Source organism: Alteromonas lipotrueae, from assembly GCF_019249215.1.
Classification (GTDB): Bacteria; Pseudomonadota; Gammaproteobacteria; order Enterobacterales; family Alteromonadaceae; genus Alteromonas; species Alteromonas lipotrueae.
In genome coordinates this window covers 71932-89176 of sequence record NZ_JAESDI010000013.1, presented here as the reverse complement: position 1 = coordinate 89176, position 17245 = coordinate 71932, and the positions used below count along the sequence as shown (strand labels likewise).

Here is a 17245-nt window from a genome sequence, read left to right as displayed (position 1 = left end):
AAAGCGGCTAGCATGCAATAACTAATATGTAACAAGTAGTATTGAAAAATATGAATGAGCTAGCTGAAGAACTAGTTAGCTTCAAGCGTTAATGCTACGCCGCTCTTTTTAAGCTGTAAGTGTTGTCGACTATTCAGCAAAAACAAACGATTCGCGTCAACCGCAAGGTCATTTGCCAAGAAGTTCTTCACCGTTTTGGCGCGCGCATCAGCTAATTGGGCAAGTTCCCGCTTCGGTATGTCAATGGCACTTCTTACTTGGTTGTACATGGCGATATACAGCGCTTGTTCAACTTGTGCGGCATCAGGTGCTACTTGAACAGGTGTTGTTTCGCTATTTGCAGTATCTTTACCTTTATTGTCACCGGTATCGTTTTGCTGCAATTTAGCTATTACCACTACGCGTTCTTCTTCTACTGTTTTGCCGGTGCTGCTAACGAATAACTCACTTAATGCGTCAGCGAGAGGGCCGCTTATCGGCATGGTACTTGGCGACAAGCTTTCTGGGAGCGCCTCTTGGCCAGAAAGAGCCAACAGCTGTTGTTGCAGTTTCTGTTCTGCTAGTTCATAAGCGTCAGGTACTTCATCTACAGTGCCTTCAATATTCACGCGAAGCCCTGGGCGTTTTGATAGCGCATCTGCGAGGGTAGAGAGTTTACTTGATGCAACATCAGTTAACTGTGATGCGCCATGCGTGAAGTCAATCTCGTTAAGCTCATCGTCGTCGCTGCCGACTAAGTTCGCTAACAACGAAAATGGTGCAGTCACCGCTTTCGTGATCAAGTTCCCAATTGCTTTTAATATGATAGAGCCAAACCCAAAGGTTGGGCTATCTAAATCACCAGACACTTCAAGACCTAGATCGATAACACCGTTTGAGTCTTCTAATAAAGCTATGGCCAGCCCAAGCGGTAAGCTAAGCGCTTGGTCAGAGTCTGTTTTCCTACCTAAGGTAAGTTGGTCGATGACTACATGGTTATTGCCCGCTAATTGGTTATCCTCCAATAAATACTGTATATCGAGGGACAATAAACCTTTATCAATAAAGTGCCCCATATAGGTACCTGAATAAGGGTTTACAGACGTTAGTTCAGCACCCTCTACGGTGAAGGTGAGGTCTAAAAAGATATCATCTATTAATGGGTTAATCGCGCCGTACAAAGCGACTGGCGCATAGCCATCTATTTTGCCCTTTACGTCAACATTGGCGGCGGTGTCGGCATTTGATGAAAGCTTGGTAATACTGCCGTTTAAGCGTTCAATACCGGATGCAAAACGGGGGCGTAAAGAGTTATCAGCAAAGTAGGCGCTGCCATCATTAAAGACTATTTCATCAATGCGGATAACAAGCGCAGACGCTTCTTCTCCAGCGGTGGGGTTTGCTTCCTGATTTGATTCAGATTGGGTATCAGAACCCACTACTGGTGTGGAAGTAGGAGGAGATGTTGAAGCGGTTTGGTCAATGAGAATATTGCTGAAATTAGTTTTTTTATCTTCTGCAATCAGAAGCTTAGCGTAGGGTTTGTCCAGCGTGATTTTTTCTAAAGAAAGGGTGCTGTCAGTAGAATTATACTTAATACCTTTGACTTGAAAGTCGGCCCATTGCAGCAAAGGCTCTTGCTTTAAGTCATCGATAACCGTAAGTGACGCTATGCTCGCCTGCCCATCAAATATTACTTTACTGTCACTGTTGGCTTCAAAACTACCTGAAAGATCTGCACTGCCATCTTCAAGAGCAAGATTTAAATACTGCCCCACATAAGGCTGAAGTTGGGAAAGGCCGAACTGGCGGATATCAATAGTACCCGACACGGCTTGAACATTTGCCAAAATAGCGCCTTTACTGCTTATTGATGAAGCGGGTGGGGCTATCGATGGCGTGGCTGATAGGCTTGAAGTGGAAGATTGCGCTAGGCTGCCACCGAGCTTCATATCAATAGTGTAATCGATTGGGGTTGTAAGGGTAGAATCTATCACGCCCGTGGTTAAATTTAGCGGAAATACTCGCCAGTTAACCCCGTCAGAAACCATACCTTCTTGTATGAGTACGTCGCCACCGTTTAGCGCGAACGTTTGCAGTACTACCCGCCACGCCGCTTTGTTACTTTGTGCGGAATTCACAGAAGCTGAGCTAGCGCTAAAACCTGATGAAGTTGGCGCTGTTGCGGTTGATGGTGGCGTCGCAGGTGAGTTTTTTGTAGCTGCTGCCACTGTTGTTGACGGTGTGCTCGTAGCCGCTGGCGGGGCATTTTCATCACGCCCTTTTAGGGTAAACATTGATACTAAATCTACGCCCGACTTGTCGATTTGAGCACTTACCCAAGGTTGCTCTAAGCTAACATTGGTAACATCAACCTGCTGGGTTTTGGTATCTAGCTTTATGTCACTAACACGTAATTCAGTAAGCTTAATTCTAGGGCTTTCTTTGTCTGAGATAACGAATTGAGACAAAGATAAGTCGGCATTATTTGCTTGAAAGCGAAAATCATTATTGTCTTGTGATAGATGATAATTGAGGGAAAAACTTAGGGCGCCGTTTGTTATTTTTGCATTAATCACGTCATCAGATAATGGCCAAAGCGGGGCTAATGCAATTTGGCTAACCTCAAAACTACCCGCTATATCTATGGGAGACAGCTGAAACTGCCCATCGAATTGAACGCTGCCGCCTTCGGTGGTCGCTAAGGTAAACGCATAATGATTAGCGGATTTGTCTTGGTTGTTATCCACAGTGCTATTCGCACTAGTATCATCTGCATGAGCCGGACTATTGACTGCATCTACATTCAAAGAGCTGGCGAAGGTATCAAGATTGGTCAATGTGAACGACAGTTCTGGGTAATCAAGTTGTGTGTCGGTGACATTATCGGCTACTGAAATATGGCCATTGCTCAGGCGAAATTCTCCCAGGCGAATATGAGGTATTTCGCTTTGCCCTTGCGCTTCAGGCTCGGTTGTATCCTCATTAGCTTTAGCGAGCGTATCTATAATGTCAGAAAAATTAAATACGGTGGTATTTTGATTAGACCCTGGTGAGGTATCTCCTTCCGATACCCTCGCAAGGTGTGCATAAGGCGCATTTAGGTAGAAGTGTTCTAGGGTAGGGGTAAAGCTGAATAGGGTTTGCCAAAAGCCCACATCAACTTCAAGCCGTGTAAACGCAATAAATGGTTCGTCGTTACTGGCTTCCTCGATAGAAAATCCAGACACCCTGGCGCGTAGCAAGAAAGGATTGATACGAATACTTTCGATACTGACATTTCGGCCTAACTGTTCACTCAATATTTTTGGTGCTTTGGATTCAAGAACCATAGGCGCAACAAGGCCCAGTATTAACGCGTAGAATAAGTATGCCAACAGAAAGTAGGTAGCAATACGCCGCCATTTAGGTTGCTGCTTAAATGAGGTGGTTAAGTTTTTTATGGGCATAATTATTCTAGACGTATTAAATAGAAGAGAAAAAGGCGGCGAATAAGTGATGGCATAGGTCAATCACTAATACAGCCGCCAAAAATAAATATTAAAGCATTGAGGCTAAATTACCTAAGCCAGACTGAAGTAAAGATTGTGTTTCTTCATTGCTGTTCAGGTAAGTGTTAATTTGTGTGATAAAGCTGCTTATCATATCTGCATCTAAACCAAGTGCATCGAATTGTTGCTTTAATTCGTTAATAGAGCCTAGAGAGCTGCTGTATTCAGAGGCTTTACTTAGTAGTCCAGACATGGTTGAGCCGCTATTTGTAGAATCTGCTGCAACTAAAGGTACGTTTTCTAATAAAGAATCTAAACCAGGGATCGCACTGGCAAGTTCTGAATAATCAGAAGTCGTCAGGTTGCCTTTAGCATAATCAAAAATAGATGCTAAACCGCCTTCAGATTGTGTTTCACTTACGCCCAAATTTTCTGACACCATACTTACCAAACTAGACACATCCATCGAGCTAGCCTCAGCCGCTTCTGTGGTTTGTGAAGATGGAATAGTGGCATCACCCAACATACCGTTAAGTTTGTTAAGCGTGTCGTTGGCAGAAGCGTGTGCCGAGAATGATAATGTAGCAATAACGAATAAAGATAAAATTTTCATAAGATTTTCCTCTGAAGTAGAAATCTACCGGGCTGTAGCTAGTAAGTCAGTAAACTAAGAAGCAAGGTGAGCGTCGGCCAAGCTCGATAGCATAATAGGTGAAATTTAGGCGGTATTCTGAGGCGCTATCCTAGCGTAAATAAAGTGCTATTGCCTGCAATAAAGTGTAAAGCCGCTTTACATTAGCATGGAAAATACGAAGCCAGGTGTAAGTTATGTAGCCACTATTTATTCTAAAATAGGCGGGCACGTTATTAGGTAGAGAGTTTGTATTAGGTAGAGGGTTTGGGCGGAAAGTATTGTGTAGGTTGCTGCTATTTGAGGCTATTACTTCAAAAAGACATTCAAGCCTGCAGGTAAATGGCCACAACGTATGTTGTAGCCATCGTCAGTACTTAGCTTAGTCTAGCTTTTTCAGTGGCTCAATTTTAGGAATCAATAACCATACCGCAGCCATTGCGACAATGGCGAGCGAAGCACCAATAATAAACGCAGGGGCATAGTTACCATCGGCGGTAAGGTAAGGGACCAATGCGGTTAACCCAACCGCCCCTAACTTTGCAGCCATGCCTGAAAAACCAGCCAAGGTGCCTACGGCTTTTTTGCCTAGCAAATCGCTTGGTAGTGTCTGTACATTGCCAATAGCGGTTTGAAAACCAAACAAGATGACCGCCATGATAATAACCGCCATGGTAGGAGAACCCGGTTGCGACATGGCTAAAAGCGATGGAAGCATAATTAAACAACCAAGCGTTATGGTCAGCTTTCTAGTTTTATCTGTATTCCATCCGGCCTTAAGTCTATTTTGGGCAAGTAAACCGCCAAACCAAGCGCCCACATAAGGTACCCAGCCGTAAATACCAATAGATTTTACATCCATGGCATACACTTCATTTAGGTAAATGGGGATCCAAAATACAAACAGCCACCAAATAGGGTCAATAGCAGCAGACGCTAAAATAACGCCCCAGCTCTGTTTACGCTTAAGTAGTTCACCGGTAGAAGGGTTGTATTCTTCTACATCTGTTTCAACCATGTCTGCTGACATCGTAGTTTGACGTTGGCCAGTAAGGATATACTCACGCTCTTCGTCAGTAATCCAAGGGTGTGCCCCAGGTGGTGCTTTCACCAGAATTAACCAAGGAATTAACCACAGTAATCCTACTGCACCCACAACAACAAACAGCATTTGCCAACTGAAATAAACGGTTAAAAATGCAATTAAGGGGATGGCAACAATGCCACCAATGGCAGCGCCTGAATTGAAAAGACCCTGCGCAAGAGCACGTTCCTTGGTAGGAAACCATTCTGCATTTCCTTTCGCAGCACCTGGCCAGTTGCCTGCCTCAGCAATGCCTAATATGGCGCGAAAGAGGCTAAAGGTTAGTACGCCCTGTGCAAATGCATGGGCAATGGTGGCCAACGACCATACGCCGATAGACAGCACAAAGCCTAAGCGGGTACCTACCCAGTCAAAAATTTTACCGAAAATGGCTTGCCCAAACGCGTAAGCAAATACGAATACAATAGAAATATTAGCGTAAATTTGCTTGCGTTCTAACGCTGATTCATCCGGAAATAACTCTTCAACAATATCAGGCCACAACACGCTAAGTGCCTGACGGTCGATATAGTTAATCACAGTGGCAAGCGCAATTAATGCGATTACCCACCAACGTAAGCCATTTAATTTCACAGTTTTATTCCTCTAAAAAGTCTTCGCGAGGAGGACTAAAGGTGTCAATTAATATACCACCAGTAGGACAAACTGCGCCGTGATCTGCATGAGGAGGAATAAGGCAGCTATCACCTGGCTTCATCACTTTTACTTCGCCATTGATGCTGAAGTGGAATTCGCCTTCAATAACGTAAGTGACTTGAGAGTGTCTGTGCGCGTGCACGTACCCTTCTGCGCCCTTGTCAAAAAAGACTTTAACCATCATTAATTCTTCGTTGTATCCAAGCATTTGGCGTTTTAGCCCGCCGCCGATATCTTCTATTTCAGTTTCGTTGCCGGATAAAAAAAGTGCGCTTTGCTTTTGCATTTTACTTGCTCCTAATAATTAAATAGCTCTTAAATGGCGGTCTACCATTTAACAAATAGGGTTTGAATTCTTATGTGAATTTGAAACGAGTGTCTTTGTGAGGTGTGTTGTTACCAAACGAAGCAAATACGCAAGAAGAAAGGGATCTTAATTGTGTGATATAGGAAAAGAAGCAGATAGGGTGTTACCTCACTTTTTATTGTTAATGAAACAGTTCAGTTACTCACACAGTAAGAGTTCGGTTAACTTCACAGCACATTAACGACAGTCGTGTGCTTTCGTTATTGCCTTGTAACCCCAAAAATCACAGTAGTTTTGCTATTTGCTTTATAAATTGAAATATAACGAGGGGCTTAACACTAACCAGCATGAGTTATTGGTTGGCATCAAGCACCCTAGTAGCTCAGACAGGATCTACTTTTTTAACTTTAGAAAGTAGTCAAAAATCTCTGGTACGTTTCCGTTACCCATGCCAGCTTCAAACGCAGCCTGTAAGTTAGAAGACGAACCTTCTGCAATTTTAGACTGTGTTCCCAAGTCTTCTACCATTTGTAAGAAATAGCCAAGATCTTTATTCGCATTTGCAATTGAGAAACCAAGATCACTTACATCATCAACGGCATAGTTCTTACAGAACTGCATGAATGGTGAGCTAGACGGACCTGTCGACATAATGTCGAAAAGTTGTTGACGATCTACGCCAGCTAAGTCAGCAACAGCAAATGCTTGAGACATTGCACATACCGTTGTCATACCCATGAAGTTATTAATTAACTTAGTTGTATGACCAGCACCTAATGCGCCAAGGTGGAAAACGTTCTCGCCTTGGTCTTCTAATACAGGCTTAACCTTGTTGAAGGTATCGATATCGCCCGCAGCCATAATATTAAGCAAACCATCTTTAGCGTGAGCGGGTGTACGACCAAGCGGTGCGTCAATCATACCAACGCCTTTCTCTGCTAGGTCAGCACCAATCTTGCGAGTAGATGCTGGAATAGAAGTACCGAAGTCTACTAATACAGAACCTTCTTTCATGCCTGCAAGGATGCCATCTTCTGCATACATTACTTTTTCGACAATGGCTGAAGTGGTTAAACAAAGCATAACGATATCAGATGCTTCAGCTAGCTCTTTAGCCGAAGAAACTGCCTTGGCACCTCTTGCAACACATGCTGCTACCGCATCTTTGTTAAGGTCCATTACATTAAGCTCGTAGCCTTTCTTCTGTAAGTTTTCGACCATATTGCCGCCCATAAGGCCTAGACCGATGAAACCGATGACAGGTTTTGACATGTATAACTCCTAAAATATCATGGCGCAGGCTGTACTGAGAGTGATGTGAACTTCACTTCATAGCCGAGTGCGCTATCTTGCTTCTAATTAATTTAATAAGTAATTTGAGCTGAGATTAACGTCTCGCTAAATAATTGGGTTCTGTGTCGAACAGTGTGACTATTGATAGATGTACCCACTAAAATAAAGGGGCAATAAATGCTTCCTACCAAAAGACCACTTACCAATTAAATATTCACCATTAACCAATGCCAAACTTAATTCGTGTCTCTTATCGACTAGTATGATGACAGTTCATTTTTCTTATTGAACCAATCAGCATATCAAAAACATTATTAGTATCATGCCATATTGTCAACCAATAATTAAAGAGAGGTGCTAATTTGGTTTGTTTTTTAACTTGATTTTGAACTTTCGGTTAAAAAAATTCTTTATCTTAAAAGTAACCTTTAAGTGATAATGTTGCTCTATAAGATTAATATATATGGTTTTTATTCTTAATAGGTGGTGTTTTTTAAATGTTTAATAACCGTGAATATCTTGATCTATTTGGTAATTTTAATTGGTAACTAGTAGTTTGCTGGAGGGTTGACGACTATCGTAGGCTTGGTTAGTCTTTGAACAGGTTGAGGGTTAAACCAGATTCAGATATTCATTCTAGCAGTTTTCGCCACAGATTCGAGTCATCCAGTTCACTGGTTTACTATCAACGAGCCTTTCGCGTGAATATCTACATAAATTGAAACATGAACTTCGGGAGATAAGACCATGTCGATGACAGGTAAAGTTGCAATTGTAGCGGGTGGTGGCAGAGATATTGGTGCTGCCTGTGCAGTAGAACTTGCTGCTCGTGGTGCTAATGTCGTTATTACGTATCAAGCAAGTGCCGACAGGGCGAAAGAAACTGTTGAAAAAATAGTAGCAGCCGGTGGTAACGCCATTGCTATTCATGCAGACCTCACTCAAAAAGCCGATGTTCATAATACGGTCGAAACCACTTTGTCTACCTACGGGGCAATAAATTGCTTAGTTCATGTCTCAGGTGGTTTGGTAGAGCGTAAAAAGATACTGGAAATGGATTTAGCGCATTGGCGCAACGTGTTAGATATTAACCTAACGTCTTTGTTTTTGATGGTGCAAGGTGTCATCCCTCACATGAAAGCCGGTAGTTCAATTGTCACCTTCTCGTCGCAAGCAGCACGAGATGGTGGTGGTGGCGGTGCTATTCCATACGCAACATCCAAAGGCGCTGTCTCGACCTTTACAAGAGGGTTAGCGAAAGAATTAGGGCCAGATATCCGCGTGAATTCAGTGTGCCCAGGTATGATTTCTACCGGGTTTCACGACACCTTCACCCCAGACACTGTCCGTTCGAATGTCGCGGGAGCAACCTGTATCAAACGAGAAGGCACATCTGAAGAAGTGGCTAAGCTGGTGGCATTTTTAACGAGTGATGATGCTTCCTACATGACCGGTAATAATGTAGATATCAACGGAGGCTTGCTTTTCTCATAGCAATAAACAAATGAACTTTTTCAATATAGATGATGTTGATAAATTATTACCGATAGTTAAATAAAAGCCTCCTTAGAGGCTTTTATTTTTGTGTGGTTTACAATTGAAAGACTAATATAATTCATTTAAATCAAGGTGACATTTATCTTTTTTGGTTTGGTAATATCAATAGGTATATTAATTGGTAATATAGAAAGTTAACAACTGGTTGACATTGTGTTGTGGGGTTGGTTACATTGATACCTAGTATCTTTCGGCTCGAGTTGAAACATTGTTGACTTTTTGCATGCCACTAATCAGTGCTCGTTATATGGTGTCGCTGCCTAAGCTTGATGCAAGTGTTAAATGTTTGAAGAGCCCCTTCTTTAATCATATAAAGGCGATTATCGTCTTTCAGATAACTTAGGTTGTTTGCATGAATGCTAGTGTGTTTTCTGTTCCTGTTTTAGTCACTTGTAGCCTACTCTTTGTTGCTGGCTGTAATTCAACTTCTCCACAAGCTGGTGCAAAAGAAGACAGCACCGATGTATCCAATCCTTTGTTACAAGTATCGCAATCAGATGGCATTTTAGTTGCCGATAAAAAGCAATTTCTCAAACAAACTAAGTCGTTAAAAGCGGGTGATACCATTGTACTTGCTGATGGCGTTTGGGAAGATTTTGAAATTTTACTTAAAGGTGTCGGTACACCAGAAAAGCCCATTACGTTAAAAGCGCAAACTAACGGCGGTGTTGTGTTATCAGGGCTATCTAACCTTCGACTAGCAGGTGAGTATCTTGTAGTAGAAGGCTTGGTATTTAAAGACGGATATAGCCCTACAGGTGAAGTGGTATCGTTTAAAGAGAACGACGACAACCTTGCTTATCATTCTCGAGTTACTCAGGTGGTTATTGATGGATTCAGTAATCCAGACAAATTTAACTCTGATAAGTGGGTTGTTATGTATGGTAGGAACAACCGCTTCGACCACAGTCATCTAGAAGGTAAAAGTAATGCGGGCGTAACGATGGCTGTGCGTTTAAATACGGAAGATAGCCAACAAAATCATCACCGTATAGATCACAACTACTTTGGCCCTCGTCCAATTTTGGGATCTAACGGTGGTGAAACCCTTCGCATTGGTACCAGTAAATACTCCTTAAGTGACTCATTTACCATTGTAGAGAATAACTATTTCGACAGATGTAATGGCGAAGTAGAAATCATTTCGAATAAATCTGGCAAGAATCAGTTTTTAAATAATGTGTTTTTTGAAAGCAGAGGTACGCTAACGCTTCGCCACGGCAATGGAAACCTAGTGGAAGGGAATGTGTTCTTTGGTAATGGCAAACACCATACCGGTGGTATCCGTATTATCAATGCCGACCAAACCGTTCGCAATAACTACATGGAAGGGTTAACGGGCATAAGATTTGGTGGCGGCTTTACCGTTATGAATGGTGTGCCGAATTCATCTATTAACCGCTACCACCAAGTTAAAAATGCCAAAATCGATAACAATACGTTGGTGAATTTGGACAATATCAACCTTGCAGCAGGTAGTGACGCAGAACGTACGGCAACGCCTATCAATAGCAGCTTCGCGAACAACGTAGTGGTAAATAATAGCGGCGAAAATCCATTTAAAATTTTTGATGATGTATCAGGAATTACATTTAAAAATAACCTAGCCAGCCAATTGCCTCAAGATGAACTAGCGCAAGGCTTCGATGTTAAAAATATCGAATTAGTGCGTGGCGAAAATGGGTTGTTGCAAAGTAAGCAAGCTCAGCAATTAGATATTGGCGCACCAGCATCTTTAAGCCCAACGCTAAAAGAAGACACAGGTGTAAACTGGTATGAGAAAGCTGGCTTACCCATAGATTTTGATTCGGGTAAAACAGTTAGCGTGAGCTCTGCGGATGAGCTTTACAGCGCAGTAGCCGAAGCAGAAAGCGGAAGCACAATACTGCTGAAAGCGGGGAGTTACTCGCTGAATAAGCAGCTACAGGTGAAAAGCGTAGTAACACTAAAAGCTGAGTCACCGCGCTCAGTTACCCTTTACCCCATGCGCTCTTTAATGATTGAGATTGAAGATGGGGGAAGCTTAAAACTTGATGGGTTGAATATATCAGGTAAAAAATCGCCAGACAGCGCTGGCAATGTGCTTATCCGCAACACTAAGTTACCTACCTTGTTTAATCACAAGCTTGCCATTCATAACACTCACATTACCGACTTGAATGTGAACCATTCCTCTCATGTATTCGATGCGGGTTACAGAAGCTTAGCCGACAGTATCGATATTACTGACAGTGTGTTCAAAAACATTACCGGTGACGTACTACGTTTAGACAAAGAGCAAGATGACTTAGGTATTTACAATGCCGAATACGTCATCATTAAAAACTCTACTTTTTCAAACATTGAAGGTGCCATTGCAAAAATTTATCGCGGCGGCACAGATGAAAGTACCTTTGGCCCGCACTTCACGCTAACTAACAGTGATATATCGAATGTTGGAAAGGGTAAACGCAATAAATCCAAGTCTTCTATTTTTCTATTGGGTGTGCAGCAGAGCCTAATTAGCGGCAATACGTTTGTAGATAGCAAGCTAGTGACTATCGATCACACGGTAGGTGAGCCGCAAACTCAAATTCTCAATAACACCTTTGATTCTACGCCACTTCCTGAAGTGACCGAAACCTTTACTAAAGGGGCATCAACGGCGACGGTAAAAGGGAACCAGTCGAAGTGACACCCTGCGGGCTAACGCTTTAGACAGTACGCTTTATAAAAATGACGACGAAGTAATATTAGGTAAGGTAGTAACATGAAGAATTTGAGATGGTGGGTAATTGCACTGGTTGCACTGGCAACGGTGATTAACTACATAGATAGACAATCGCTTAGCGTATTGTGGCCGTTTATGGGAAAAGAAATTTACCCTGATAAAACGGATGCCGAATTAAAAGAAGTGTACGGTATCATTAGTATTGTATTTCTTTTTTCCTATGCCTTCGGTCAAGCCATATTTGGTAAGGTTTTTGATTGGGTAGGAACGCGCATTGGGTTTGTTCTTTCTATTGGTATTTGGTCGATTGCCACCGTGCTGCATGCCTTTGCGCAAGGGATACTAACCTTCAGTGTGTTCCGCGCTATCTTGGGTGTTTCAGAGGCGGGTAACTGGCCTGGAGCTGCTAAGGCTAACGCTGAGTGGTTTCCCACTAAAGAGCGTGCTTTAGCTCAAGGTATATTCAACTCTGGTGCAGCCATTGGCGGCATTATTTCTATACCTCTCATTGCCTACCTTGCCTTATTTTTCAGTTGGAAAGCAATCTTCGTAATAGTGGGTTGTACTGGCCTGCTTTGGCTTATTCCTTGGATCATCGTGGTTAAATCGCCACCAGGTTCACACCCTTGGATCACTGACGAAGAAAGAGAGTACATTCTTACAGGCCAAAGAAACGAAGCTACCAACGCCGATGGCAGTGCTATTGCCGAATACACACCTACAACAGGGCAGTTGTTATCTCATAAACAAAGCTGGGGCGTAATTATTGCCACCGCTGCAATCGATCCCATCTGGTGGCTATTTATTGTTTGGATCCCCACCTATTTAGTTGAAGTTTATGCCATGGATGTGAAGGGCTTGGCTATTTATGGTTGGGTGCCTTATGTAGGTGCTATGTTAGGTGCTTGGTTTGGCGGGCTTCTTGCACAAAATAGACTAGGAGCAGGTTGGTCGGTAAACAAAGCCCGTAAGTTAGTTATTACGCTTGGTTGCTTAATCATGTTGCCAGCACTGTTGATGTTGTCTAACCCAAACAGTGAAGTTGCTGCGGTACTGATTATGGCAACCATACTGTTTGGCTTTCAAACGGCAATTGGAAACGTACAAACATTACCAAGTGATTTATTCGGCGGAAAGTCGGTAGGTACACTGGCGGGTTTTGCGGGTATGGCGGCTAAGCTAGCGGCAGGGCTTTTGATATACGCAGTGCCTTCGTTAACGGCTGACGGAAGTTACACAGTGGTCTTTGTGATTGGTGCGGCACTCGCCATCGTTGCTACACTAAGTATTTGGGTTTTATGCCCGAAGATTGAACCGGTTGAAGCTAAGCGATAATAATCGCTTAGCTTTACTTTGCTTGTGTTAATTGGGTAGGTAACGTTTATGAAAGCAGTAAAAAAAGCGTTATTACGCAGTGTAGTTGTTATTGCATTAGCACTGACTAATACCCTAGTAGTAAACACTTCTCTGGCAGAAGATTTAGCTGCTACCCACACACTTCCTGATTCACATCAAATACTTGCTCAAGGGGAATTACTTGGTGATTTTAGTTCTCTCGACCCATCAAAGCCACCAAGCGAAAACTTTGACTTATTGAGTTGGACATTAAGCCTACCTACCGACTTAAATAAAGATTTAAAAGCCGATATCATTTATGAAAAAGCGCTAAGTGACAAATTTTCACTCAAACCGCTTTTTTACACTGCCGCTGACGGAGGAATGGTATTTGCCTGCACTAACGCCGGTGCAAAAACATCAAAAAACACCAAGTACGCCCGAACTGAATTGCGGGAAATGCTCCGCAGAGGTAACTCCCGTTTTAAAACTAAAGGTGTCACTAAGAACAACTGGGTATTTAGCTCGGCACACGGTTCAGTCAAGCGAAAAGCGGGAGCAGTGGAAGGCAGTCTTGAAGCAACCCTTGCCGTAAATCGCGTTTCTACCACCGGAGACGAGAAAAAAGTAGGGCGAGTGATCATTGGGCAAATACATGCTACCGATGATGAGCCCATTAGACTGTACTACCGTAAACTACCCGGCAACGAAAAGGGCTCAATCTACTTCGCCCATGAAATTAATGGTGGCGACGATGTATGGGTAAACCTGGTAGGAAGCCGTTCTCACACGCTAAACAATCCTGAAGAAGGCATCGCACTTAACGAAAAGTTTAGTTATAAAATCACGGTTGAAAACGATATTTTATTTGTCACTCTAGTCCGCGAAGGCAAACCAAACCTAACCAAAAGTGTTGATATGAGTATAAGTGGTTATAACAAGAATAACCAATATATGTATTTTAAAGCTGGTGTTTACAATCAAAACAACAGTGGGGCAGAGAACGATTATGTTCAAGCCACCTTTTATCATCTAGATAATCAACATTAACCCCCGTTTAATAAGCCCTCTTTCATATAGCCTTTAGCACCTATTCTCTCCGCTCGGGCAGCTGAATATTCAGTGCCTCGCGTTATATTTGGCCGCTCTCTCTGCATACATCCTGCAATTTTATACCCAATATTCACAGTAAAAATAAATTGGTAATAACAATGTGATCACCAATGGTCATAAGGGCGGAGGCGAACTAATCGTATCTATAGACAATATTGTGAATTAAATGTTATCGCAATGGCATGATAATGGTGGCAAAAGTTACTTTATTGTGTTTATATGTTCCAACAGGTTAACAATGTTGTCTTAATGTAATTTCAATTGGTAACCTATAACTCTTTAATTTGGTAATAATAGTTAATTATAAAAATATTGTGCGGTTCACTACTCAATAGCCAAAACCAATAACTCGGAGAATAGAGCCATTATGAAATTAAAAACATTCGCACTTTGTGCAGTTGCAGCAGCGATTACAGGCTGTAATGTTGACACAGATGTTAGTTCAGACAACAACCCTAATACGTTGGGGTCTATTACTCTTTCGGGTACAGCGATTAGCGGCCAAACACTAGATGCAGCCGTAAGCGATCCGGATGGCATTTCTAGTACAGTTACCTATTACTGGTACGCTGATGGCGTTGCTATTGAAGGTGCGAATTCTTCATCATTCACTCTTACTGACGATCAAATTGGTTCACCAATTACTGTTCAAGGGCTATATACCGATGACGGTGGTATTAATGAATCTCACATCAGTGACCCTACCGACGATGTAATGGCCATTGCGTCAGATGCGACAATTACCCTTAGTGGCGACGCACTTGTAGGCTCAACGTTAACAGCCACCGTGGCTGATGAAAACGGAATCGAAAATGCGGTTATTGTTTACGCATGGTTCGCGGACGATACGCAAATAGAAGATGAAGTTACTTCAGAGCTAATGCTTACCGATGCTCAATTCGGTACCGTTATTACCGCCAGTGCTACGTTTGAAGACGACCGAGGTTTTAGTGAGTCTGTCACTTCAGCGGCAACGGATGTAGTGGCGCGAGTTAACTCTGAAGGTGCAGTTGTTATTACAGGTACCCCGACGGTAGGCAATACCCTTACCGCTGAAATTGCTGACGAAGACGGTGCAACAGGTGATATTTCTTACCAGTGGTATGCTGATGATGTGGCTATTGATGGCGCAACCGACAGCACCTACGTGGTAGATGCCTCATTGGTGGGTACTGTGATCACCGTGCAAGTCACCTATGTAGATGACAACGGTTTTGAAGAAGACATTACGTCTGCACCCACTATTCCCGTTACCAGTGTTGCGGTTGACCAAGCGGGTAGCATTGAGATTATGGGCACTGCGCCTTATTTAGCCAGTGCCACATTAACTGCTGAAATCACGGATAACAATGGCGTTGACGAAGCAAACGTTGTGTACACCTGGTCCGCAGACGGTGTTGAAATTGCCGATTCAAACGCTAAAACCTTCACGCCATCGGCTTATGCCGGCGCGATTATCTCAGTCAGCGCTGCTTATACGGATAATGATTCGTTCACCGATACAGTAACAGATGCGCTGGACTCAGTGGTGTATACCCAAGTAGTCGGTGACGCTGCAACGCTTGAGTCTACGCTCGTAACCCTTGCTGATGGTGACGTGCTAGGGTTAAACACCAACACTTACACAGGTATGGCTGCCCTTGAATTAACCAGCGGTATTGAACTTCGTGCCGTTGAAGGTGAAACACCTACCTTTACTGGTGATTTCTGTATTCACGTAGCCGGCACAGCCGATGGTGCAGCAGTAACCGGTTTAACCTTCACTGATATAGATACACTTTCAGGTTCAACCTGTGATAGCGGTGAAGAGGCAATGATTTATTCTGAAGGCGATAACTTCGTTTTCTCACAAAACACCATGGGCAATGAGCAAGCTACATTGAACTACCCAGATGATTCATTTCATTGGATGGTATTGAAAGGCAGCGGCGCCTTGATTGAGCGTAACACTTTCTCTGGTCGCTCAGTGGCCGCAGAAGGCTCTATCATCAAGCTATCTTCTTCTGGTTCTGACCACGTTATTCAATATAACTTGTTTAGCGAAAGCCCAAATGACAACTTTGATAATTCAAGTCTTCTTCTACTTAACTTAGGTAGCACTACAGGTGACGACTCGGCCGACATGGCTAACTTCACTGTTCAGTACAACTTAATTGACAATGTGACTACTGGCCGCCGCTTAATGCGTGTTCAAACCTCAGGTGCAACAATCAAAGGCAATACTATTGTAGATGCTAGCGGTGGTATTTCACTAGAGGACGGCGGTTTTAATACGGTTAGCGATAACATCATTATTCGTACATCCGATATTGTAAGCTCTGACGATAGACCAAGCGGTGTGTTAGTAACACCATTAGGCCACACCGTTACCAACAACTACATTGCTGGTATTCGCTCTGGTAACAAAGAAGCTGGCGGTATCGTATTTACCGTAAACCCATTCTCTCAAGCTGATGGCGGTGTTCCGAATTCCGGTAACCAGGCGGTATTAGATGGTTCTGGCGACCTATCGCTTACAGTAACGAACAATACTGTACTTAATTCACTTCAGCCTATTGTCTTCAGTACTGAGATTGGTTCGAAAGCCGGTGTTAGTGATTGTGACGACTTAGCCGAAACCTCAACACTATACGGCCTTAGTAATCAATTTTTCGTTATCGACTTTGACGCTAACTTAATTGCAAATGGCTTGAACAATGACGCTTCGACTGAAGGGTTGTACTTAAATGCAAGCGGCGATTTCAGTGACCATTCCTTCGAGTACGACTGCGACCTAATTAACCACACAGAATCAACCCTGACTAACAACTTTGGTTTCAGCGACAGCTACATGTCGGGTGACCGTTCAGACGACTGGGTAGATATCAGAAATATCGATGGCAATGGCGAGTTTGATACCGATGGTGCCATTGACCAAGACCCTGCCGGAAATGGCAAAGAAGTTCCTGAATTTGTAGTTGCTGAAAGCACGCTTATCGAAACAGACGGAAGTGGTGCTCAGGCAGTTGCTGGTGCAAAAGGCCTTTACTACATCCAAGCAGCAGATGTGGGCGTAGGTTCCACTTGGACGGCAGATGATGAATAACAC

10 protein-coding genes are annotated in these 17245 nt (G+C 43.1%); 5 read left to right on the top strand and 5 right to left on the bottom strand.

Translation table 11 applies throughout. From position 1 onward, the window contains the following. Positions 1-71: 71 nt before the first annotated feature. The 5 genes from JKP82_RS15815 to JKP82_RS15795 all read right to left on the bottom strand — a co-directional run bounded on the left by JKP82_RS15815 (position 72) and on the right by JKP82_RS15795 (position 7421). Entirely contained in the window at positions 72-3428 is a 3357-nt protein-coding gene (locus JKP82_RS15815) for a DUF748 domain-containing protein (protein WP_218397779.1), read from the bottom strand. Between the two features lie 91 nt (positions 3429-3519). After that, positions 3520-4083, bottom strand: coding sequence for a DUF2780 domain-containing protein (locus tag JKP82_RS15810; RefSeq protein ID WP_218397777.1), 564 nt, complete (start codon positions 4081-4083; stop codon positions 3520-3522). A 400-nt stretch (positions 4084-4483) separates the two neighbouring features. Continuing rightward, positions 4484-5779, bottom strand: coding sequence for an MFS transporter (locus tag JKP82_RS15805; RefSeq protein ID WP_218397775.1), 1296 nt, complete (start codon positions 5777-5779; stop codon positions 4484-4486). Between the two features lie 4 nt (positions 5780-5783). After that, positions 5784-6128 carry a cupin domain-containing protein gene (locus JKP82_RS15800; RefSeq protein ID WP_057789516.1) on the bottom strand — a complete coding sequence of 115 codons (345 nt, stop codon included), beginning with the start codon at positions 6126-6128 and terminating at the stop codon, positions 5784-5786. Between the two features lie 414 nt (positions 6129-6542). Continuing rightward, positions 6543-7421: an NAD(P)-dependent oxidoreductase gene (locus JKP82_RS15795; protein ID WP_159533141.1), complete on the bottom strand. Its 879-nt coding sequence runs from the start codon at positions 7419-7421 to the stop codon at positions 6543-6545. A 768-nt stretch (positions 7422-8189) separates the two neighbouring features. Here JKP82_RS15795 and JKP82_RS15790 point away from each other — a divergent pair. The 5 genes from JKP82_RS15790 (at position 8190) to JKP82_RS15770 (ending at position 17242) form a co-directional block, all read left to right on the top strand. Then, positions 8190-8936 carry an SDR family NAD(P)-dependent oxidoreductase gene (locus JKP82_RS15790; protein ID WP_159533139.1) on the top strand — a complete coding sequence of 249 codons (747 nt, stop codon included), beginning with the start codon at positions 8190-8192 and terminating at the stop codon, positions 8934-8936. 415 nt (positions 8937-9351) lie between these two features. After that, the gene (locus JKP82_RS15785) at positions 9352-11673 is read left to right on the top strand and encodes a polysaccharide lyase 6 family protein (protein ID WP_218397773.1); all 2322 of its coding nucleotides are present in this window, start codon (positions 9352-9354) and stop codon (positions 11671-11673) included. A gap of 75 nt (positions 11674-11748) precedes the next feature. Then, entirely contained in the window at positions 11749-13044 is a 1296-nt protein-coding gene (locus JKP82_RS15780) for an MFS transporter (RefSeq protein ID WP_159533135.1), read from the top strand. A 48-nt stretch (positions 13045-13092) separates the two neighbouring features. Beyond that, positions 13093-14094, top strand: coding sequence for a polysaccharide lyase family 7 protein (locus JKP82_RS15775; protein ID WP_218397771.1), 1002 nt, complete (start codon positions 13093-13095; stop codon positions 14092-14094). 430 nt (positions 14095-14524) lie between these two features. Continuing rightward, positions 14525-17242, top strand: a complete 2718-nt coding sequence (locus JKP82_RS15770) for a chondroitinase-B domain-containing protein (RefSeq protein ID WP_218397769.1) — start codon at positions 14525-14527, stop codon at positions 17240-17242. Positions 17243-17245 lie beyond the last annotated feature (3 nt).

Coding starts and splice junctions, on each gene's coding strand:
- JKP82_RS15785 (WP_218397773.1), top strand. CDS start 9,352: ATGAATGCTAGTGTGTTTTCTGTTCCTGTTTTAGTCACTTGTAGCCTA.
- JKP82_RS15770 (WP_218397769.1), top strand. CDS start 14,525: ATGAAATTAAAAACATTCGCACTTTGTGCAGTTGCAGCAGCGATTACA.
- JKP82_RS15775 (WP_218397771.1), top strand. CDS start 13,093: ATGAAAGCAGTAAAAAAAGCGTTATTACGCAGTGTAGTTGTTATTGCA.
- JKP82_RS15810 (WP_218397777.1), bottom strand. CDS start 4,083: ATGAAAATTTTATCTTTATTCGTTATTGCTACATTATCATTCTCGGCA.
- JKP82_RS15790 (WP_159533139.1), top strand. CDS start 8,190: ATGTCGATGACAGGTAAAGTTGCAATTGTAGCGGGTGGTGGCAGAGAT.
- JKP82_RS15800 (WP_057789516.1), bottom strand. CDS start 6,128: ATGCAAAAGCAAAGCGCACTTTTTTTATCCGGCAACGAAACTGAAATA.
- JKP82_RS15815 (WP_218397779.1), bottom strand. CDS start 3,428: ATGCCCATAAAAAACTTAACCACCTCATTTAAGCAGCAACCTAAATGG.
- JKP82_RS15780 (WP_159533135.1), top strand. CDS start 11,749: ATGAAGAATTTGAGATGGTGGGTAATTGCACTGGTTGCACTGGCAACG.
- JKP82_RS15795 (WP_159533141.1), bottom strand. CDS start 7,421: ATGTCAAAACCTGTCATCGGTTTCATCGGTCTAGGCCTTATGGGCGGC.